Source organism: Burkholderia sp. IDO3, from assembly GCF_003366075.1.
GTDB lineage: Bacteria > Pseudomonadota > Gammaproteobacteria > Burkholderiales > Burkholderiaceae > Burkholderia > Burkholderia anthina.
Genome location: NZ_CP028963.1, coordinates 2,204,695 through 2,225,106 on the forward strand (window position 1 = coordinate 2,204,695; position 20,412 = coordinate 2,225,106).

The window sequence follows — 20,412 nt, forward strand, 5'->3', positions numbered from 1 at the left end:
TCAATTCACTCCCACTCAGTCATAAACGGCGCTTGCAACATACTGATTTTGTTGCGTTTTCAAAACGTCACTTTGGCCGATACCCCGGAAAATACCCTGACCAGAAAACGCGAAAATTCACAGCTTGTATGTGGCCTTCAACTCACGAACAAGTACGCCGAACGACGCGCTGACGTTGCCTTTGGGGAACGGCACGTAGACTACGCCGGACAGGTTCGTTGGAATGCTCACGGCCTCTTCGTGCAAAACGCAAACACGGGATCGACCGTACTTGGCTTGAAAATATCCGATCTCGTGCATGACATTCTCGCGCACACGAGCCTTGCCTTCGTCGTCCGTGTCATCGCCGGTCATCACGATCACGGCGCTGTCGCAGGAAGAAGCGTTGTTCTCAAGCTTCTCAATGATCGTTTGCCCGGCGCTTGGCTCTTGCGCAAGTTCCAGCGTCGCAAGGCCAATGTCCTTCTCGATGTACGCTTGAACTTCCCGCCAGTCGTTTGATCGACCGTGTGAAATGAAAACGCGCTTGAGTTCTTTGGCATCCTGTGCCGCCGGCTGTGAAAGCTCGCTGTTCGCACGAATCTCCAGCACTTGGTCAATGTCGCGCCCTAGCCTCTCAACCTGCTCTCGACCGTAGAAAAGCCGCTTCTCCCCACCCTTTTCCAACAGGACTACTTCCGTCGTTGGCTCCGTGGCGATCTGCTGGAAGTCTCCATATAGCTGCGGTAGGAATTCGCGCAGTTTTTCGATCTGGTTCGCAGCCTGCTTGAAATGATGCTCGACTGAATCCGGGTCAAAACTCCTGCGTGGCACCTTTTCGCGGCCTCGCGTCAGGAGCATTTCATCCAAAGCTGCGGTAACAGCTTTGCGAATGCCGGCAAGCTTTGCCATAGCAGTTCCAACGTCTTCCATTATTGGCCTCTTGTTGGTTCAACTACAGCATGTTACCGGCAAATTCATGTCTTGGTCCTACCTCTCAGCCGTCAGATAGCAGCCCCCATTCGCCGTTAGTCGCCGCCCAAGCGTCCGATGGCTTCCTCGTCTGGTGCAGCGGAGCTGTCGCAGCCACTCTTCGGTGGGCTTCAACTTGAACTCGAACTACTCTGCTTTCACCAGCTTTGCCGCTTGGGGATCGTAGATGTAGCCGGTGATGCTGCCATCCTTGATGCGTGCGACGGCCTCGTCGATGACGAACAGTGGAACGAGAAACCATTCCTCGGGCTGCACGGGGTGACCGAAGCGGTCGTTGATGGTGATGTTCAACCGTGCGGGTGCAAACAGTCTGTGAAACAAGTTCTCCATCCGGGTGCGGTTGATGCCCGCGAGCTTGTAGGTCGCCACCACTTCGACCTTCGCCAGCAGGTAGGTGGAGTCGTGTTCGGCGTTGGCGATGCGCGTCTCCACTCTGCCGCCGGTCACGCCCATCTTATGAATGATGTCGCGGTGCTGCGCAACGTACGGATGATCGGACAGAGAGCGCAGGACGTAGATCGTGCCGCTTTCGACATCATCGGCCTCAAGCTCACCGCCGAAGGAGAGTTGCCCGCTCTCGGGCGAAGCCAGCCGCCGCGCGGCGGGGTCGTTGTAGAACGCACGCTGGAGCGAGCGCAGCAGCAGATTGCTCTCGGTACCATTGGAGAAAATGAGGCGCAGGCGGCGGTCCACCTCCCTGGCGGTCGTCTTCAGCGGCTCGCCGACCTCGGCGACGTAGAGCGTAATGCCATCGAGAACGAAAAAGTCCCCGGCTTCAATCGCGCGGCTGCCCGCGCCTATGGGCTGGGACTGGCGAAAGCCGATCTTGACTTCCGTCGTTACGCGCTCGAACAGTGGCTTGAACGCCTCGAAGTCCTCGCAGGGTTTGCGATCCGCGATCTCCTCAGCAGCGCGCTTGTCGGCGCTGGTACGGACATGACGCAGGACCGTAATGTCGTTCGCGTCGCCGGTGCCCGCCAGCTCGGCAGCCAGGTCGTTGATGTCAACGGGTTGCTTCGCCGAAGCAGCAACGGTCAGCGCCCCGGCAAGCAAGCCCTGATGGTCTAACGGCTCAAGCAGAGCGCGGCAGTCCGGGAGCGCGCGCAAGCGGTCGAGCCGTACCGCGTAAAGACGCTCGAATATGTCACGGTCTTCACCATGCTGCGGCGCATGCCCGTGCTGCTCGGTGAAGCGCTGGATTTCCTCGAAGCCTGCGATGACGCGCTCCTCGCTAGCCGGGCGTCCGCCCTTCTCCTCGGGCGGTGCGAAATCGGCAAGCTCCGCAGCGAGTGCGTCAAGATCGGAGTTACTCATACCGCCCCTCCGCCTTGAAACGCATGAATGCGGCCGCGCCTTCGGCCATGCGTCGCTCCCACACATCCTGAGAATCGAGCGCCGGAATGCGTCCGCGCTCCTTCTTGAACTGGACGGCGCGAACGGCCATCTCCTTCGCCTCATCTGGCGTCAGGCTCGTGCGTTTGGCCGAGATGGCCGCCGCGACCTGCTTCAAGCTATCCTCGCTCATGGTTTTGGCGAGGATGGCGTAGGCTTCCCCGAACGGGTTGATGCGGTCGATGAGGTCGATATCCAGCTCGCGCACGTCCATCGCAAAGCGGCGCACGCCATCGACCAGGGCGGTGTTTGGCGGTCCGTCGCCCTCGACTTCGGTGACAAGGCGCTTGGCTTGTTGCGTAATGTTAAGGGCGGCAATGGCGTGCTGGCGCACGGCCTCCTGATCTTCGGCGTCAAGGTCAGGGTATTTATCCTTGATGATCTTACCCATGCGAACCTGCGTCAGCTCCTCAGGCACCAGTTCCTCATCGAACAGGCCACGCTCGATGGTGGACTTATCCTGTACGAAGGCTGCGATGACTTCGTTTAGGTCTTCCTGGCAGATACGCGCAGCCTCCTTGCTTTTCGGCTCGGCGAGGCCCTTGATCTCGATTTGATACGCTCCCGTCTGCTCATTGACACCGATATTGCAGCGATCAGGGTCGTAGCCACCCTCGCCGTAGTCAAAGCCCGGCGTCGGACCACTGTCGGGGTTCTTCGGTTTGAACTCGAAGCGCGGGGCAAGCACCTGCTCCATCAGCAGGCTCGCCGCGATGGCCTTCAACGTATCGTTGATAGCCTCAGTGACAGCCGCTTCGGTCGCATCCGGCTCGGCGATCAGGTTGGTGAATCTCGCTCGGGTCTTGCCTGGCGCATCGCGAGTCGCGCGCCCGATGATCTGCACGATCTCGGTCAGGCTAGCGCGGTAGCCCACTGTCAGCGCGTGTTCGCACCAAATCCAGTCAAAACCCTCCTTCGCCATGCCAAGCGCGATGATGATGTCCACATGACCGCGGTTGTTCTTCTGTGTCGGGTCTTTCAGCGCGGCGGACACGCGGTCGCGCTTGCTGGCATCGTCATCGACAAGATCAGCAATGCGCAGCATGCGGCCATCGGGGCGCATGACGAGCTGGAAGCCGGTGCCGGCGTCGATGCCCTGCCACTCCCCCAGCGCCTCGATGATGTGTTCCACCTCGCGCATCTTGTCCTTCGTGCTTTCGCGCGAATTGACGTTGGGAATGTGGATGATGGTCTTCTCGGCTGGATTGAGGACGTTGAGAATGTCATCGACGTAGGGGCCGCTGTAGAAAAAGTAGCCGATGTCGAGTTGCTTGAGGTACTCGTAGCCGTTAAGCTGTTCGTAGTAGGTGTAGGTGACGGTGTCGAACTTGGCCTCATCGGCCGGAGCAAGCACGGCCTCAGCGTCGCCGCGGAAATAGGAGCCGGTCATCGCGACGATGTGCGTCTTGCCGCGCGCGATGAATTGACCCAAGTGCGCGCCCAACTTGTTGTCAGGGTTGGCTGAAACATGGTGAAACTCATCGACGGCGATCAGGCGCTCGTCGAATGCCTCCACACCATAGGCATCGACCGCGAAGCGGAAAGTGGCGTGGGTGCACACCAATACCTTGTCGTCACTTTCAAGGAATGCACCCAGGGATTTGACCTTGCCGCCATTGTCGTTGCCCGGCGCGTTGCACAGGTTCCACTTGGGTTCAACATGCCAGTCGGACCAGAAGCCGTACTTTGCCAACGGCTCGTCATTGAAGCTGGCACCGATAGACTTCTCCGGCACAACAATGATGGCCTGCTTCAATCCCTGGTTCTGCAACTTATCCAGCGCGATGAACATGAGGGCTCGGCTCTTGCCCGATGCGGGCGGCGACTTGATGAGCAGGTATTGTTCACCTCGCTTCTCATAGGCGCGCTCCTGCATGGGCCGCATCCCAAGCGCGTTAGCCTTGGCCGATGCGCCGTTGCGAGCGTAGGTAACGGAAACGGACGGTACAGATTTAATCTTCTCGCTCATGCGTTGGCTCCGGCTTTTCGCTTCTTTCCCCTGGCCGGTGCGGCCGAAGCGGTCATCTTGGTGTAGAGGTCAAACAGCTTTTCGAGCCGCTCAGTGTCGTTCTTAAAACGCCGGCCGATATAGATGCGCTCCAGCACTTCGTCGTTACGCTCATGAGCCGCGCGCAGATCGGCAGGCATGTTCTCGGGGTCGTACAGGTCTGCGATGGTCGCGGGGAAGTGATGCTCGCGCGCAAGCAAGATGTCCTCGGCACAGCGTGCGAGGTCAGCCATGTTTTTTTCCGTCAAAGTCGGGACTGGAAAAGTGTTCCATCCTAGAGTGTTGGAGTATCGATAGTCGGTTTTCATCTTGCCGCACACAGCTCCAATCCATACGATGTGCAGGCGTGATGCAATCAGGGCGAGGTTCCAAAGGGGGGCGTCATACATGGCACAAACGGCGTCGGAAGCGACTGCATCGCTTGGCACATAACCACACGGGAGATACTCGCGCGTTTCAGAAGATACCCTTGGAACAATTAGCGTCGAGTACTTGCCACTAAGCGTTCTTTGAAATTGGTGCGGTCGTCCGGCCAACTCCCTGGCAGTAGCGCCTCCATTGAGTCTTAGGCGGTGCACGTTTTGAATGCGCTGAGAAATAGGCTGGATCGTTTGTGCTTCGGCTAGATGTTGATCTTGAATCCAAAGACAATAACGTTCCAGGCCACGAATGAACTCAGCTGAACCATATATTCGACGAATGAAGCGGCTTTGTTGACTTGGCGTAAGGTGCAACGAGTCGCGCTCATCGCGCGAAAGAAGCAAATTACCTCCATCTAGCGGCATGTTCCCGAAGGTCATCTCGCTGCGTGAGTCGAGGGGTTGGCTCGCCTTTTCAACAATGACACTTTCGCCCGGCGCAAGATATGCATTGATATGTGCGCATTGGCGTTCGATGGTCTGACCGGTATCGTCGAGGGAGAACAAACGCCTCGGACTGCGAGGTTGCGTCGTAATGCCGACGATGACTACGGTCACGCCTGCATTGTGACTTGCAAGATTGGTCCACCGAAACGATGTGTGAGCAAATTCAATCTGACAGCCACTGCCGAAAATGGCTGGCCAGAGGACTGGAACTTGTAATCCTTGGCAAATGGAGTTGGTGGACACAAACGCCGAAATCGACTTAGTGTTTGTGCAGTAGTCGGTCGCCTTCAAGAACCACCCGGCGACATAGTCAAGGGACTTCCAGTTATTGATCCGCTTGTCGAATAGAAGCCGCAGATCAGCCTTCTGTTCTTCCTTCTGATCGCGCGATCCTAGGTAGGGCGGATTGCCACAGAGGTACGTCTCACCACCCTCGTTCTCGAAGTCAATCTCGGCTTGATCTAGCGGCGTGCCAAACAGATCATCGGCCTGCACCGTCACGCCTGTTCCCGTCGGCGGGCAAATACTTAACCAGTCGAGCTGTAGCGCGTTGCCGCAGGTGATCCAGTTCTCGTTTCGGAGCGGCAAGAACTCGGCCAATGCCAGCTTCTGCCCCCGGTACAGCACATCACACTGGTATTCGGCGATGACGAGAGCAAGGCGCGCGATCTCCGCCGGGAAGTCGCGCAGCTCAATCCCACGGAAGTTCGTCAGCGGGATACCTGATGCCCGATCCGGCTCACCGCGCCGTCTGTTGACCTCAGCCTCGATGGCGCGCATTTCCTTGTAGGCTATGACAAGGAAGTTGCCAGAACCGCAGGCCGGATCGAAGACCCTGATCTTAGCCATGCGCTTGCGCAGGTTTAGCAACGTACGAGGATTGTCACCCGCCTCTTCCAGCTTGGAACGCAGGTCGTCAAGGAACAGCGGATTCAGCACCTTCAGAATGTTGGGGACGCTCGTGTAGTGCATCCCCAGCTCGCCGCGCTCCTCGTCCTCGGCGACGGCTTGGATCATCGAGCCAAAGATGTCAGGATTGATCTTGGTCCAGTCCAATCCGCCGACGTGCAGCAGATAGGACCGGGCAATCTTGCTGAATCGCGGTACTTCGTCGCCGCCAGCGAACAACTGCCCGTTGACGTAGGGGAAGTCTTCGGCCCAGCGGGGAATCTTGGCTACGGCCCGGTCCTCGCGCTTAGTGTTCATGGCGCGGAACAGGGTGGCGAGGACCTCGTGCGTATTCGACGAGTCCTTGGCACTCATCTGCGCCACGGTTTCGGTGAAGCGGCCCTTGCCGATGAAGATATCGGTGTCCTCGGCGAAGAAGCAGAAGATCAGCCGCGCCATGAAGTGGTTCATGTCATGGCGCCGCTCCGAAGTACTCCATTCAGGGTTATCTTTCAACAGTTCGACATACAGGCGATTCAGGCGGCTGGTGGCCCGGATGTCGAAGGCATTTTCGCTAATCTGACGGACGGTGCTGATGCCCGCTAGCGGCAGGAAAAAGCCGAAATGGTCTGGGAAGTCCTTGAAGGCGCATGCGACGGTCTCGCCGCTGGTCAGGTCTTCAGCCTCGAAGTCCATGCCGTCAGTTGCGAGGATGAACTTCGCCTTGGCCTTGGCGGTGGCCGGGCTCGCCTTGAGGGCGGTCAGCGTCGTTGTGACTTGGTCTGTGCCGCAGGTCAGGATGTGAATGTTGCTGGTCTGCAGAACGCCGCCCAGGTCAGACTTGTTCGACGCCCCGGCGCGAAGGCGCTTGATGGTCGTGTCCTTATTGCCGAAGGCTTCAAGAAAGGCGTAGGGGAATTCTGCGGGGTCGAAGGGCTGCTCCGCGAGGTCCGTGATGGCTTGTTCGATTTCTACTGCGTTCATGTGGCATCTTGCCTATGTGACTTTTTCCGGCCCGCGTCCGACCGAGGCTCACTAGCGGGCGCAGCACTGCGGGGGGCCACATTGTAAATAGTTGTCCGCGAGACCTTGTAGCGCTCCGCAATCTGGCCGACCGGGATAGTCGGGTCAGACATCAAGCGCTTGATCTCCCTTATTTGTCGCGCATCCAGCTTCGGTTTGCGTCCCCCAGAGCGGCCACGTGCTCGTGCCGCGACCAGACCAGCCCGTGTCCGCTCCCGAATCAGGTTGCGCTCGAACTCTGCCAGCGCCGCAAAAACATGGAAGACCAGCTTCCCGGCCGCGCTAGTGGTCTCGATCTTCTCGGTGATGCTCTCGAAGCCGACACCCTTTTCCTCCAATCCAGCGACGATGTTCACAAGGTCCGGTAAGCTACGCCCGAGCCTATCCAGCCGCCAGACTACAAGGGTGTCGCCCGCTCGCAACGCCTTCAAACAGTGGTCAAGCTCCTGCCGAGCAGCATCCTTGCCGCTAGCCGCTTCTTCGTAGATGGATCCCACCCCTGCTAGGCACAGCGCATCGCGCTGCAGGTCCAGGTTCTGGTCATCTGTCGAAACGCGGGCATAGCCGATCCGTTGATTCATTGACAGTTGCCGGACGTTGAAAAATTGACGGGAATTTTAACAGACCGAAGGCGTTTCTAGCGGTCAGTTCGCATGAGGCGGCATGTGTTCACCAAACCAACGTTTGATGAACAAGCCATGCGAGCACGTGCCGTCCACCGGAGCTGTTCGTTGACACTTGAGGGATTGGCTCGAACCCACCCATCCACCAAGATCGCATGTTTTTTTAGCCGCTAAAATCCAAGCGGCAGCAGTCGAGTAGCCTAGCGAATTCACTGCGACACCGATCCCTCAAGTGTCAAAGACCGCCTCCCGTCAGACGATCTCCTCACGAGACCCAAGGCTCACGGGTTCTCGGCAGACAGATGCGAGTCCTTCCAAACCTGCCGAAAGGCAAGCTCGGCCGCATCCGGTTCGCGGCAACGTTCGTCCATCAACCAGGCCTCCCCTGCGGCCAGCGCTTCCGAGCGGCCGCAGTAACGTTGCTCCAGTGCACTAAAAATATTCCCCGTGCGGATGTTCACTTCCCACGCTCGACCATCGTGAGTACGGCACACCGCATAGGCAAAGTAGCTTCTCGAAGCATTCATCTCGTCGTGAGCCGTTTGCAGCTCCGCGCGAAGCGGCGGCAAACCGTCAGCGGTGCCACATCCACGGTTACGGTTGCTCATCGTGATTTCCTTTCGGTTCGACTTCCCAGCCTTCAATGAGGCTCATCGCAACCTCGCACCACGCGAGCACGTCCGCCTCTGACTGAAACATTTCGATCTCGCGATTTCGATCGAGCGTCCCCGCCCTGTCAACTGAATTCACCTAGTCCTCCAATGTTTCACTCCTGTTTCGAGCGGATATGCACTTGGCAGCATCTCCCACATCAGTATGAAAGGCCGGCCGCGGCGTGTCACGTACCACCGCCATAGACACCGCGATTCTCGCTATGATTGGTAACTTGCTACCGCAATATTCCTCGAAATGAAGCCCTCTGATTTCCATATCGGCCTGGCGTTCACATGCGGCCCCTTCTGGTGGCGCTGTACGGATGTTGGCTCTCGCACTGTGACAGCAATCAGGCTCATTGAAGATGACCCGATCTGGTACGCAGGGCCGCCGTATAAGGTCGAAGAAATAGTATTTGACGAGGCGGAACTCGAGTGCGCGTACCTGTCGGATGACGACGCGATTCGCGCGGCGATAAGAGAGGCGGATACGTCCGGACATCCAGGATGTCCCGCACGAAGTAGTCAGCACGATGTTTGCTGCACGTAACAACGCCCGGGCTTACCCGAGACAACCTCTGCTGCGCTTTGATCGCGTTCGCGAGGATGGTGAAATACTGCACCCCTACGCTGCGGCGCAAATCGGGAGGGATTGGGTCATCAGACTGTATTTGCCGTTCACCGCCGAATGGGCGGAGTTGCCCGAAGCAGGGTTCGTGCGATTGCCCATGTCGACCAGCGTGGACATCAAACGTCGGAGCCAAACGCATCGAGGCAATGCTGAGGAACAGCAATGAACGCCAAGAAACCCGTAGCGATTGAAGAAATGAACGAGGTCACGGCCAAAAGTTGGACGGCAGGGGGCCTAGCCGGCCTCGCTCCGGCTGAAGAAATCGACGCATGGGTAGCGAGTTGGGGAACCGAAAACGTGCGTCCCGTACCTATACTCGCCGATCTGCTCGCCAACATCACTCCGGACAATCTGCATGACGAGATTGATTTCGGGCCGCCGGTCGGCCGCGAGATCCCCGGTCAAGACAATTGAAAAGGGCGGCCAGTTCACACAGTGGCCGCCCTTTTCACATCCCTATTGCGTCAGTGTCGAGCCAACGACCGCTCAACGGCGGTCTTCGCTTCACGAAAATCCATTGGCGTAGCCCGGCCTGTTTCGGCCTGGTAGAACACGACCATGAACAGGTTTGCGATCGCCTCAGCCATCTGCGCCAGCTCGCGCGCAGTGTTCTGATCCATGAAATGCAGCGCCACGAGCTGCTCCGCCGCTTGATGGATAACCTGTTGTGCTTCGGTATGATGTGCAGTTGCCATGCTTCACCTCTCTATCAGGTGTTGTCGTGGAAGTGCCGGCCGGTTGCCGCCGGCCGGTGCGCCTTCATGCGTCCTGCAAAGGCTGTCGATTGACGAACGCGGCTACCTCGTCGTTGATTGACTGAGGCCGGCCCTGCGCGCCACCTACGCTGTTGCCGGTGAAACTCGCTGCATCCGCTCCAGCCTGCTGCTTAGCCTCCGAACCTTCCTGAATGGCTGACGCGATCTTGCCGCCCGTGGTTTGAGCGATACGATCCTTCGCCGCGTCCATCATGCCGGCAGCCTTGTCCTTGGCAACAGCACCTGCCCCTTGGGCCAGGCTTGTGCCCATGTCGGCCGCGAACTTGCCGGCCGTGCCAAACACCGACGCAAAACCACTGCTACCGCCCGACGAACTGCCGTTCGTACCACTCCCGCCGAGACTGCTGGAACCAGCACCGCCCGAGAACATGCCTGTGCCGTTCGCCATGTTCTGCTGTGCAGACTGAAACGCCGCACTCAGCGCCGACGCACCGCCGGCCGCGCTGGACGCCGCGCCCATCGCGGCGGAACCAACCGCAGAGGCAGCACCAACCGCGAATCCGGCCGCGCCGATCGCTGAACCTGCGGCAGCGGCCGCCGCACCAGCACCGAAAGCGCCGATTCCCCCCGTCGAGCTGCCGCCGACAATGCTTGCGAGCATTGGCGGCACTTTATTCACCAATGCAAGCAATACGATGGACACCAGAAGGAGCAGGAACAACGCGTTTAGCGAAAGCTCCTGGCCCTTGAGTGAATCGTAATATTGATCGACAAATGACTTGCCAATGCCGACCAGCAAGATCATCGCGAATATCTGAACGCCAACACCAAGGACCGTCTTATAGAATTGGATCGCGATATCGGATGTCCAGCGCGCCCCACCAAAGCCCAGCAGGAACACTCCGCCGTAAGCGAGCATCCAGCCCGTCACCAGGAGCAGCAGCATGTTCACGCCGACCAGCGCGAGCACAACGAGATTGACACCGGCAACCAGGATTCCGATGGCTGACTGAACAGGCTCCGACCAATGACTGCCGTCCGAAACGCGCTTCAAGATATCGAAACCGATATCGACGATTCCCGAAGGGGCCAGGCCATTGCTCAGGCCCGATGCCTTCGCCGCGATCTGTCTCATCGAATCGGTTATCGAGACTGAAATTGCCGGGCCGTTGCTGAGAATCCACCAGAAGAAACCCAGCACGGTGAAAAACCGAATTGTTTCGGCCATGAACTCACCGATGTCGGCCTTGCGCAAGGCCATCATGCCGTATGTCCACGTCATACTAAGCAACGCAAGCCCCCAAAAAAGCCAGGAGGCATAGCTCACCATCGTCGTGCTCCAGCTACTGGCAACGTCGGCGTATCGTTGCAGGATAGTGTTCAAGAGATCATCGCTTCCGTTCGTCACCGACACCGCTGCATGAGCGTGCCCGGCAAACGCGACAGCTGCCAGAAAGAGACCTGTTGTTGAAAGCTTTTTCATCGTATTACCTCACCACTGTTTCGAGGAACTTGGCTTGCTCGTCCCACCGAGAAAGCAACCACTGGCCGGGTGATCCTTGCAGGACATTTCACTCGCATCGCGCATATTTTCCTTCGCATGTCGATCGCACCCAGCGAGCACCCCCAAGGCAACTGCAATGATCACGATCGCTACTGGCATTCGCATGGCAACACCTCCACTCACCACTGTTTATCGGAACTGCGCTTGCTGGTTCCGCCGAGAAACTGCGAACTTGCTGCCATCTGTTGAGCTTCCCGATCTGCCGCTACCTGCGCGCGCGTAGCCTCTGCCGCCTGCTGCGCGACGAGCAGGCCACGGATTTGCAGCAGCTGGTTAGCCTGCGCGCTGGCGAGCTGATTCGCGGCTTGGATCGCCTGCATCTGCCCCGTCGCGCTGGTGGCTTGTGATTGCAACGAACGAAGGTTCGCCGCGTCGGCCGTGAGCGTCTGTTGCTGCTGATCGACGCCTTTTAGCACCGCATCGTTCACGGCCTTGACCGAGGACGAGCCGTTGGCCTGTGCATCGATCAACGCCTGTCGCTGTGCATTCGTACAGCCGCTCGATGTGAAGCATGGCGACGACCTGTAGTAGCTCACGTCCTCATAGCGGGAAAGATATTGATCGAGACTGCCTGCCTGGCTCTTGAACTGCGTCAACACATCCTGCGCGGCTAGCAACTTGCTGATCGTCTGGTTCGCCTGGTCCCACACCCAGGCAGCCGGCGCGAGCGTGTTTTGCAGCATGTTCTGGTACTGCTGCAACTGCGTCTCGTACTGCTGAATCTGTTTTTCGACCGCTGCGACGTTCTGGATTGCGCTGACGGTGGCCTGCGCAATGTTCGTGGCGTCGATGACCGGAATGCCCTGTGCGCCGGCGGACATCACAACGCCGAGCATCACGGCCAGCGCGGCAGTTTTAGCAGCTAAAATTTTTCTCATGACGGATACCTCTGATACGTGGCAATCGGTACATCGAATGGCTGCGCCACGAAAGCCATCGGTGCTTGACCTGGGCGACACCGAAGCCCGGCCATCTTGGGGTGATGTCACGGTGTCGGAGTGCCGGACGATGCTCAGGCTGACCGGCACACACGCCTGCTCAGCACCCGCGTCAGCGCGAATGCCCTTTCGGCTTGGCTCGCGCCTCGCGCAACTGCGAGTCGCCATTACCCTGCGCTGCGGCCTCGCGACGCATCCTTGCAAGTTCGATTTCCTGGCGTTCGGGCGACTGAGCATTGAAGCGCTCGATGCGCTGCTGCAGCGTCTCCGGGAGGCTTTGCCATGCGTTGCCCCGATCACCGTAGCCGTTGGCGCGCATCTTCCGGCGATTGGCGACGGCCCGGAACCGGCTCACGGCCTGACTTGCCGCCTGCTCGGCCCGTTGACGAACATGGTCGGGCACGGCCGGCGGAATGGTCGCCGGACGGGCGACCGCCTGCTCGCGACCACCGACAACCAACGCGCGGAGCTGGGACAGCGTACGCAGACGATTCCTGCTCTCCGGTGGAGGCTCCTGTCCGACTGGTTTCAGGGCGGGCCGGCGGGTCGGCACTCGGGATCTATGTGCGGCCTGGTCGCCCAAATGCTGTTGCCGCAACCTCTCCATCGACGGATCATCGAACGTGACCGGAAGTCGCATATCGACCGCCGCACGAATAACACGCGCTTTGAATTCGGCGCTACCGGTGACAGTGATACGGTCGCCGTAACGCTCAACCGCCATCCGTAACGCCTGTTGCACGCCGGCCTGATTCGCTTCCCGCGATACCTGGAGACGATCGCCGTCATCGCGCACAGCGCTACCGCCGGCGCGATAGATGATCGTCCCCTTCTTCGTGATGTTGTCGATCACCGGGGCACGACCAGACTGAGCCTGCCCTTCGGCCCGAATGGTGTCGCCCTTTAAGCCTTGGGCGGCCTCTCTGGCTCTCAACGCAGCCAATGCCTCAGCATTACCTTGCAAGGCTTCCTGCTTGAGCCAGTCGGCCCATGTGTATCGGCGATGCTGCTCATACAGGTGCTTGCAGGCGACACGATGCTGCGCGTAAATCGATTCCAGCTCCGACTTCATCGCACCGCTTACCTGGGCATACAGCAGCTTTTTAGTTAGGCGACCACCGCCCAGCAGCTTGATCGCTGCACGACGAGCATGCCCCACCTTCTTGGCGTTCTCGACCTGCTTTTCCTTCTGGCGACGCAGCTCCGCCAGCGCGGCTGCACGATTCTTGCTGATGCGCTGCTGCGCAGATTGATACTGCCCATACAGTTCCACCGTGTTCACGCGCAGCCGCAAGGGCTCTTTCCGGTACTCTCGTTTCGGCCGTGCGTCGGCTTGTCGTTCCGGCGATGCAGAGAAAGGCCCATACTGGCTTTCCAGCTTCGCCTTTGAGAACTCCCGGCCCAAGGTACTCGCCTTGATCTGCATACCGTTGCCGGCTTGGATCACCAGCCCGTTCCCCTTCGCACGGATTTCTAGTCCGTTCGCGTGCATGACATCGTGCAGCTCAACCCAGCTCCGAGCGCCACGAATTTCCGTAAGGCACTCGCGCTTGATCCAGCCGACCAGACTTTCGATGCCGGAATGCCGCTCCATATCGGCAGCGCTTGCCTCGGCACCTCGCCGACGCGGCTCATGGTTGTCGCGTTGCAGACCGTAGGCACGTTCAAGCACGTCGCACAGTTCGGCCAAAGCCCGATGCGGGTAGTACGGCTCATGAATCGTGTTCCGCACCGGGTGAATCTTGTTGATGGCGATATGGATGTGCAGATTGTCGGTGTCGTGATGCACGGCACTGACGCGCTGATGCTCGCCAAACCCGAGGCCGGCGCATATCCGAGATTCGATGGCTTCCAGGGTCGCTGCGTCAGGTTGTTCGCCGGCGCGAAAGCTGACCAGGAGATGGTAGGTCTTGTCCCCCTTCGCCCGGGTATTCGCGCGCTGCGTCGCGAGCACTTCGGTCATGGCGTCTCGCACCGTATAGGCAGCGCAGTTCGTCATACGCACTTCGCCAATCCGGTGCTCCCTTGCCTGATCGGCCGTGATGTACTTCACCAGCTCGGCAAAATCGCTCTTGCCGAGTGACCTCATAGGAACGTGCTTCGCGATCATCACCGGCCCCTCGGCCGCATCACGCTTTCCATGATATGGCTCATCTCGTCGCGGGTCGCCTCGATCCTCGACAACAAGGCGTGAATCGTCGCCGGGGTAAAACCTGCAACACGCGCGTCGTTCGTCAGCCATAGTTTGAGCAGGCCGCCAAGACGGCCGAGATCGCCGTTCACGCGCACCAGCTCGCGTACCTGCTCGGCATCGACAATCCCCTCGACCCGATACCCCAACCCGACCAGGCGCAGGTACGTTGAGGCGCTGTTCCCGCTCGTAGCTGCAAGCGTCTCAATTTCTGCCCGCTCGTCGGGCAAGCAATACACCTTGATAGGTGTCGTGCCCTTGCGCGTCGCGGCTTTCACCGTTTCCTCCATGGGAACCCTCGCAGTCAATCTCGCCGGCACCGCCGGCTGGCCTCGCAGAGCGGGATGCCCGTTGAGTACCGAAGGTGCGAATAAGGGAAAGTGAAATAGGAACGCCGGCTTGCCGGTGGTACTACTTCACACATCCTGCCCCGATCACCACCTTGATTTCTGTACAACTCAATGTTTGCTAAAGGCTGTTTTTCGCTGCATCCGCCACGTAGCAACAAAACTGAACGCGAAAAGATCGCATTGAACGATGATTGAACGCCAAGGAACGGGAGAAGCACGCTCATGGCTCCGTTACTGCCAATCAAAGCAGATCCTTTGTGTCCGCCAGCGGATTGAACGTAAAACTAGAGGTGGGAGCTACTGCCGCCTTTTCTGCTGGCCTGCTAGCGCTGAACTTACCCCTGCGTTCGATGCTGCATCGGTCGGGCAACAGCTGATTCACGTACCTCCGAAAAGCCTGGTAGCTGAATGTCAATCGCCCCTCGTCATGCAAGGTCTGGTAGATCGCCAAGACAGACCACCCATCGTTGACCGCCTGTTGAATATCCGAACGGAGTGCCAACACTACGGCGCGATTCGAGTGCGGAGTGACCACTGCCTTATCGCGCGCCCGCTCTGCAATTCGTTCCGACAGAGATTTCATGGCATCAACCTCATAGCCCCGTGAAAAATGCATCTGAGCCAGATTGGCAACTTCCCAACCACCCGGGCAATTCATGGTGATCGTTGAGTAGCTGCACGGGCTCCTCAGTTTCGGTGGCGGTCTTGTCACTCACGGTGATGGCGATTCGTTTCATGAATGTCCCTCAGTTGGAGTTGTCCACACTCTCTGTCGGTAGAAAAAGGTAGAAAGAAGGTAAACGGCAAAAACGGGCGGAAAAATTCAATTGCTTCAGTGGGTTGTCAGGTGGCGTCGCGACGTAACCCCGAAAAAGCGCGATGTAACCCCGACAAAACGCGACGTAACCCCGGTGTGCGCGCGACGTAACCCCGATAGCAGTCATAGCTTTATCCACATGGCTTGGGCGTTACCTTTGGTGCTGGTCCCGATGCGGCCGTCAGTGATGATTTCGAGCCGTTCAAGCTCTCGCATCGCTCGCTCCAGGGCATCGACGAAATCACGCATGCGTCCCGTGTATTCCAGCTTGGCCTTGAGCCAGTCGAGTGCATATTGCTGAATCCTTCTGTCGGAGGTCGCAACCAAGCGTTGCAGCGCTTTCGCCATGTCCTGGCGTGCCCCGAAGCGAAGGCGCTTTTCCCAGTCGATGAGTGCGAATTCACTGTTGCCGAACATTGCCCTCCAGCGCGGATCGATACGCAACGTGTAGGCCTCGGCGACGTCGTCATAGTCGAAGCCCTCAACCATGTGCAGTGCGCGGTTCTTACCAACCGCTAGCTTCGGTTTGCCGTCTTTGGTGCGAACTTCGATCACTAGCATCGCGAACGTCAGCGCCTGCATAGTCCGGTTCAGCCACTTGTATTCGTAGTTCCCTGTTTGTCGTCCGATAGACCGCAAGAACTCGGCACGCTTGATGATGACCGGCTCGCCCAGCGGCCAACGACATGCCTCATACATAGCCTGCATCCAGACATCCGCTTGAGCTTCGTCCAATTGCTCTCCCCAAAATTTGATGACTGCATCGGCACGGCTAACAAGAACCGTGTCTTTGTGAATGCGCTTTCGTCCGCGCGCAACTGGCGCAAACAGACTGGATCGGGCGATGTGGTTCGGCATGGCCCGCATGAAATCTTCAAGGCCAGGAAGGAACAGTTGCTGTGGTTCCATCGCTTCGCGGCGTGTTTCGAGGCGCGATTGCGCTTCGGCTGCACGTGCGACCACATTCGGGAATCGTTGCAACAGCGACCTAGACATCAGATATATCTAGGAGCAGCAGACCACGGCCGAGCCATTCATGCGTTCGACTCCGCTACAGCACCGTCAATCAACTTGGCAATTTCTTCGGTTCGGAAATACACGCGCCCGCCGATTTTCAAGCGGGCCGTGTTGATTCGCTGCGCCCACTCGTTCGTTGCACGCAGGCTGATCCGCAGTCCGTCGGGCGAACGATCCAAGACAGTAGCGAGCTGCGCAATGCTTAGTAGTGGGCCAAAGCGTTGCAACAGCGTGTCTTCTATCGTCATTGCGTAAACCTCCGTAATCAACTGAATTGCTACGGAGTTTAGGTGCTACTACAGGTTGTCTACACCCTATTAATTGTTCAAAATGGTTGACATGAAGAACGAACCAACCATTTCCATCTGGGAAGGCTGCGACCCCACCGTCTCAGAGGCCATCCGGCAATTTCAGGATCGCTGGCGACCGTACTCCGCATCATCGCGGCGCTATCCCATCGCGCGATTGATACAGGAACTGATCGATCCCGCTGTGACCACCTACATGGCAACCCTTCCAGCGCGCTATTCAGGGCACGTCCCTGGCGCCGGCACGGGAGTTCGCTTCAGCGAAATCATTCGGCTGGTGGGACTTGATGCAATGGTTCGCTTGCAGCGACAACTGCTGCGCGCGTTCGTTCTCACGGAAGATCGACAGTCCGCGAGAGATCGGCGCTTTGTCGCAACACTGGAATCACTAATCGAACTCGTGTGGGACTGTGCCTGCAAACGGCCAGCGAAATCGCAGGTGCGTGACACTCGCCTGAATGGCGAGCGCCATCAGGGGTTTTGTCGATTCTGCGGAACACTCGCCGAGCTGACTTCATTCGCTGGTGGAAGCGATGACCCAAAGGTCGACGATCCAGAAGAGAGGCTTCGACTCAGCAACCTGTACTGCCTAAATCACCGACCCAAATTGCCGAGCGGCGCGTGGAATCCTTCATACAGGCAAGCGAGACGCTCACTCGCTCAGTTCGACCTCGAACTTGCAAGGCTTAGCCAGCAGTGTGCAAAGCCGGCTACGCCCCAAGTGAAATCGGGCGATCAACTGGTTGACAGCTACTTCTTCCACTACGTCGCTGGCCAGGCCTTGCAGTCAGCGGACAAAGCCGAACTACGCAATCAAGCGCGGCAGATGGTGGACTCGAAATTGTCGGATCGCAAGAAGCAGATGTTGATGCTCCAGTGGTCTGGACTCAATCAGTCGGAGATTGCGCGAAAGCTGGGCATCGAGCGCCAAGCGGTATCGAAGGCGCTGGCATCGATACCCGAAATCTTCTTCTTGAGCACAAAGCCGCGCCTGCGGCGTCAACCTATTTGACCAACTAATAGGACGAAACAATCAGCATTCGCAGGCACTATCATGCACATGTTCGCAAGTGACTGAAAGAGGCCAAGGGATGCAGGCAACGACAAGTAAGACGCTCATCAACCGAAAGAAACTACTGGCAATGATCCCACTGTCTGAGCGCACGATTTTCAACATGGAGCAGCGCGGGGAGTTTCCACGTCGCATTGCACTCACCCGCCGAAACGTCGCGTGGGACTTGGCCGAGGTCGAGGAATGGATCGAAACGCGGAAGTCGTCGGGCACCCAGGCCATGCGTCCTGGCTTTAGCTCTGCTTCCCCTTTTAGCGGCTAAAATGCTATGCCCCTCAAGGGTCAATGAAATCCGAGCCAATGCCTCGGCGCTCGGGCAACACACGACTTATTGCTGGAGTTCGACGGCAAGCTTACCAGCCCGCAGCAAGGGCGCCGAAAGCTCTCGCGCCAAGAGGTCAGCAATCTCTGCTGGGCTCGCGTTTTGAGCGCTCTCAATCGGATCGCGCCCCTTTCGAATTGGTAGTTGAATTCTTAAAAACTGGAACTCATGTCGATGCAACATGATTTCGAACTCCGAGCTCACGGAGTCCGGCATGTCCCAAAGCTCTTCGTAAGTGAATCCACCTTCATTTATTCTCGAAAGCACGGCATCAAGCGTTGCAAAAAAGCTCTTCGTCCCTTCGTACCACTCTGCGCGAAGGCACTCTGATTCTAAAAGAGCGTGTAGAAGCTTTTCTAGGCCCTCAACTTCTTCCCGATACGCGGACCGCACAACGAAAGCATGCGTTATCGAATGTGGGCATCCGGTCTGAATGTTTGACAGGCGACGCTGAATGCTTGATGTCAGACCGAGCTTTACGTAGATCTTGCTTTCATCGCGACAGGCAATTAAATAAACATAGTGTGTATCCATTGGTACGGCCTCCCTGGCAGTCTAACCTGTAAAAGGTTGGACTAGATCAAACAGGCAGCGTCAGATCGGCTGACTCAGTTCGGCCATGAAGGGACATTCACGCCAATAGTCCGAATGACCGATATGATCACCAAGCGACGCTCAGTTCTTTGATGAAGGCGTGGTCGCGTCGGCAGCTTGCTCCAAGTCATCAACGATTGCTTTTCGCGTCCAATCATGCTTAATAATCCATATTATCGTGCATATCCTGAACATCGTTCCAGTGTGAAATGTATTCCTCAACATCTTGGCTGGTCGATTCGTTTAAGGCTGCATATTCTCGCAAACTGTCTTTGTCCCACGCGGGGTTGACTCCCCCGTCAGCGAGAGCACTCGGGATAGTCATGCTCGCCGCGCAGAGAAGCGCATCAACCTCGTCGAACAGCTTACACGCCGATGCGTGGTCGTCAGTATCGACAGGAATAAACTCGAAGCGCGCACTGTTCCTTGTTCTACTTAAATTGCCAGGAATTGCGCCAACATAGGGAACATGGCAAAAGATGGATCCTCGATCATTCTCAACTCCACCGTGAGCGAACGGATTTCGAATTCTCTCTTTCAGCTCTCGAAGTCGCCCCAGTATTAGCCTGCAGGTGCCGGCATCAGATTTCGGGATAACCATTTTGAGCTTTTCGTCCCACTTTGCACCTAAAATAGTCTCCAATTCCCCTTCCATTATGGGCTTGCCAGTGAACGCTCGCAGCAACGTCAGACGATGCTCAAGATAGCTAAAGTACGCATCTATCATAGCCACCGAGTAGTAGAATCCTTCGTTTTTCAGCTTTATCGTTCGTTGAAATTCCCCCATAATCGCCGTTAGGCCTTGTGACAGGTTCTTATTTTTCTCTTTGGATTTCGATCGAGTGGGCCGCTCCGCTTTCTTGAACGACACTGCCGCACGGTCGCGGAAGAACTCATAGCGGTGACGAAACTCATGCGAACGATTCGCGATGGTTGCATCTCCACTTTTAATCGCAGAATCGATTAGTGGCATTAAATGCTTCTCAAGCCGCCCCAAAGCTTTTTTCAACTGACCTTTGATTCGATTTATATTTACATCACTATTTTCACGATACCAAATCCGCAACCCGAACTTCGCGAGTTCGATGCGCACAAGCTCGCCATTGAAATTGAAGTGCACCGCCCATCGCACTTTCTCCTCGTGGCCGGACCACTGAAATCCCATCACATTTCGCAATAACATAAGCAAAAGTTCCGGAACAGGGAACTCCTCTCGGCTTGGGCGAGACCAAGTCCACTTGCCGAGATTTTCAGTGGCTCCCGGCTCTGCTTTGCTAAAGCCCGCAAGATCGCGCGCGAACGCGGCGCGAGCACTAGCAATCGGATTTACAGGACTATTAGCATTACGGCGCGGCAAGTTATTTGTCATTTTCGCGTGACGTGGCGTCATTTAAGTGTCGGAACCAAGCCGCGATTGTCTCATGCGTCATCTGAAGCGGACACGAGGCAGTCTTTTCAGAAGGACTG

19 protein-coding genes are annotated in these 20,412 nt (G+C 57.5%); 3 read left to right on the forward strand and 16 right to left on the reverse strand.

The genetic code is table 11. The features are described from left to right. Positions 1–117: 117 nt before the first annotated feature. The 6 genes from DCN14_RS24875 to DCN14_RS24900 all read right to left on the reverse strand — a co-directional run bounded on the left by DCN14_RS24875 (position 118) and on the right by DCN14_RS24900 (position 8,380). Positions 118–891, reverse strand: coding sequence for a nucleotide-binding protein (locus tag DCN14_RS24875; RefSeq protein ID WP_205212600.1), 774 nt, complete (start codon positions 889–891; stop codon positions 118–120). Positions 892–1,098: 207 nt separating this feature from the next. Further along, entirely contained in the window at positions 1,099–2,286 is a 1,188-nt protein-coding gene (locus tag DCN14_RS24880) for a GIY-YIG nuclease family protein (RefSeq protein WP_096503273.1), read from the reverse strand. Then, the gene (locus tag DCN14_RS24885) at positions 2,279–4,333 is read right to left on the reverse strand and encodes a DEAD/DEAH box helicase (protein ID WP_096503275.1); all 2,055 of its coding nucleotides are present in this window, start codon (positions 4,331–4,333) and stop codon (positions 2,279–2,281) included. Before DCN14_RS24885 ends, DCN14_RS24880 begins: the two co-directional genes overlap by 8 nt. Then, a complete protein-coding gene (locus tag DCN14_RS24890) occupies positions 4,330–7,110 on the reverse strand; it encodes a DNA methyltransferase (RefSeq protein ID WP_096503277.1) in 2,781 nt (926 codons plus the stop codon). The genes DCN14_RS24885 and DCN14_RS24890 overlap by 4 nt, the downstream gene beginning before the upstream one ends. Next, positions 7,107–7,730: a recombinase family protein gene (locus DCN14_RS24895; RefSeq protein ID WP_096503279.1), complete on the reverse strand. Its 624-nt coding sequence runs from the start codon at positions 7,728–7,730 to the stop codon at positions 7,107–7,109. Before DCN14_RS24895 ends, DCN14_RS24890 begins: the two co-directional genes overlap by 4 nt. A 323-nt stretch (positions 7,731–8,053) precedes the next feature. Beyond that, entirely contained in the window at positions 8,054–8,380 is a 327-nt protein-coding gene (locus DCN14_RS24900; RefSeq protein WP_172441891.1) for a hypothetical protein, read from the reverse strand. A gap of 838 nt (positions 8,381–9,218) precedes the next feature. Here DCN14_RS24900 and DCN14_RS24910 point away from each other — a divergent pair. Next, complete coding sequence (locus DCN14_RS24910; protein WP_096503281.1) at positions 9,219–9,470, forward strand: hypothetical protein; 252 nt, start codon at positions 9,219–9,221, stop codon at positions 9,468–9,470. A 50-nt stretch (positions 9,471–9,520) separates the two neighbouring features. Here DCN14_RS24910 and DCN14_RS24915 read toward each other — a convergent pair whose 3' ends face one another. From DCN14_RS24915 to DCN14_RS24950, 8 genes are all read right to left on the reverse strand, one after another. Then, positions 9,521–9,751, reverse strand: coding sequence for a type I toxin-antitoxin system ptaRNA1 family toxin (locus DCN14_RS24915; RefSeq protein WP_096503283.1), 231 nt, complete (start codon positions 9,749–9,751; stop codon positions 9,521–9,523). A 64-nt stretch (positions 9,752–9,815) separates the two neighbouring features. After that, positions 9,816–11,255 (reverse strand): P-type conjugative transfer protein TrbL, encoded by a 1,440-nt coding sequence (gene trbL / locus DCN14_RS24920; RefSeq protein WP_096503285.1) that lies wholly within the window; start codon positions 11,253–11,255, stop codon positions 9,816–9,818. A gap of 200 nt (positions 11,256–11,455) precedes the next feature. Then, positions 11,456–12,214: a P-type conjugative transfer protein TrbJ gene (gene trbJ / locus DCN14_RS24925; protein WP_096503287.1), complete on the reverse strand. Its 759-nt coding sequence runs from the start codon at positions 12,212–12,214 to the stop codon at positions 11,456–11,458. Between the two features lie 172 nt (positions 12,215–12,386). Further along, positions 12,387–14,384, reverse strand: a complete 1,998-nt coding sequence (gene traI / locus DCN14_RS24930) for a TraI/MobA(P) family conjugative relaxase (RefSeq protein ID WP_096503289.1) — start codon at positions 14,382–14,384, stop codon at positions 12,387–12,389. Continuing rightward, positions 14,384–14,755, reverse strand: coding sequence for a conjugal transfer transcriptional regulator TraJ (traJ, locus tag DCN14_RS24935; RefSeq protein WP_096503291.1), 372 nt, complete (start codon positions 14,753–14,755; stop codon positions 14,384–14,386). Before traJ ends, traI begins: the two co-directional genes overlap by 1 nt. Before the next feature lie 301 nt (positions 14,756–15,056). After that, a complete protein-coding gene (locus DCN14_RS24940; protein WP_143331662.1) occupies positions 15,057–15,398 on the reverse strand; it encodes a TraK family protein in 342 nt (113 codons plus the stop codon). A gap of 357 nt (positions 15,399–15,755) precedes the next feature. Continuing rightward, positions 15,756–16,628 (reverse strand): plasmid stabilization protein, encoded by an 873-nt coding sequence (locus tag DCN14_RS24945; protein ID WP_096503295.1) that lies wholly within the window; start codon positions 16,626–16,628, stop codon positions 15,756–15,758. A gap of 38 nt (positions 16,629–16,666) precedes the next feature. After that, the gene (locus tag DCN14_RS24950; protein WP_096503297.1) at positions 16,667–16,897 is read right to left on the reverse strand and encodes a plasmid-related protein; all 231 of its coding nucleotides are present in this window, start codon (positions 16,895–16,897) and stop codon (positions 16,667–16,669) included. 91 nt (positions 16,898–16,988) lie between these two features. On the opposite strand from DCN14_RS24950, the gene DCN14_RS24955 reads away from it, so the two are divergent. Both DCN14_RS24955 and DCN14_RS24960 read left to right on the forward strand, forming a co-directional pair. Further along, on the forward strand, positions 16,989–17,969 hold the full coding sequence (locus DCN14_RS24955; protein WP_240327334.1) for a LuxR family transcriptional regulator: 981 nt from the start codon (positions 16,989–16,991) through the stop codon (positions 17,967–17,969). A 79-nt stretch (positions 17,970–18,048) separates the two neighbouring features. Next, entirely contained in the window at positions 18,049–18,291 is a 243-nt protein-coding gene (locus DCN14_RS24960; RefSeq protein ID WP_096503301.1) for an AlpA family phage regulatory protein, read from the forward strand. Between the two features lie 66 nt (positions 18,292–18,357). Here DCN14_RS24960 and DCN14_RS24965 read toward each other — a convergent pair whose 3' ends face one another. Continuing rightward, the gene (locus tag DCN14_RS24965; RefSeq protein WP_096503303.1) at positions 18,358–18,885 is read right to left on the reverse strand and encodes a GIY-YIG nuclease family protein; all 528 of its coding nucleotides are present in this window, start codon (positions 18,883–18,885) and stop codon (positions 18,358–18,360) included. 220 nt (positions 18,886–19,105) lie between these two features. After that, the gene (locus DCN14_RS38100; protein ID WP_143331663.1) at positions 19,106–20,335 is read right to left on the reverse strand and encodes a hypothetical protein; all 1,230 of its coding nucleotides are present in this window, start codon (positions 20,333–20,335) and stop codon (positions 19,106–19,108) included. Between the last annotated feature and the right edge of the window lie 77 nt (positions 20,336–20,412).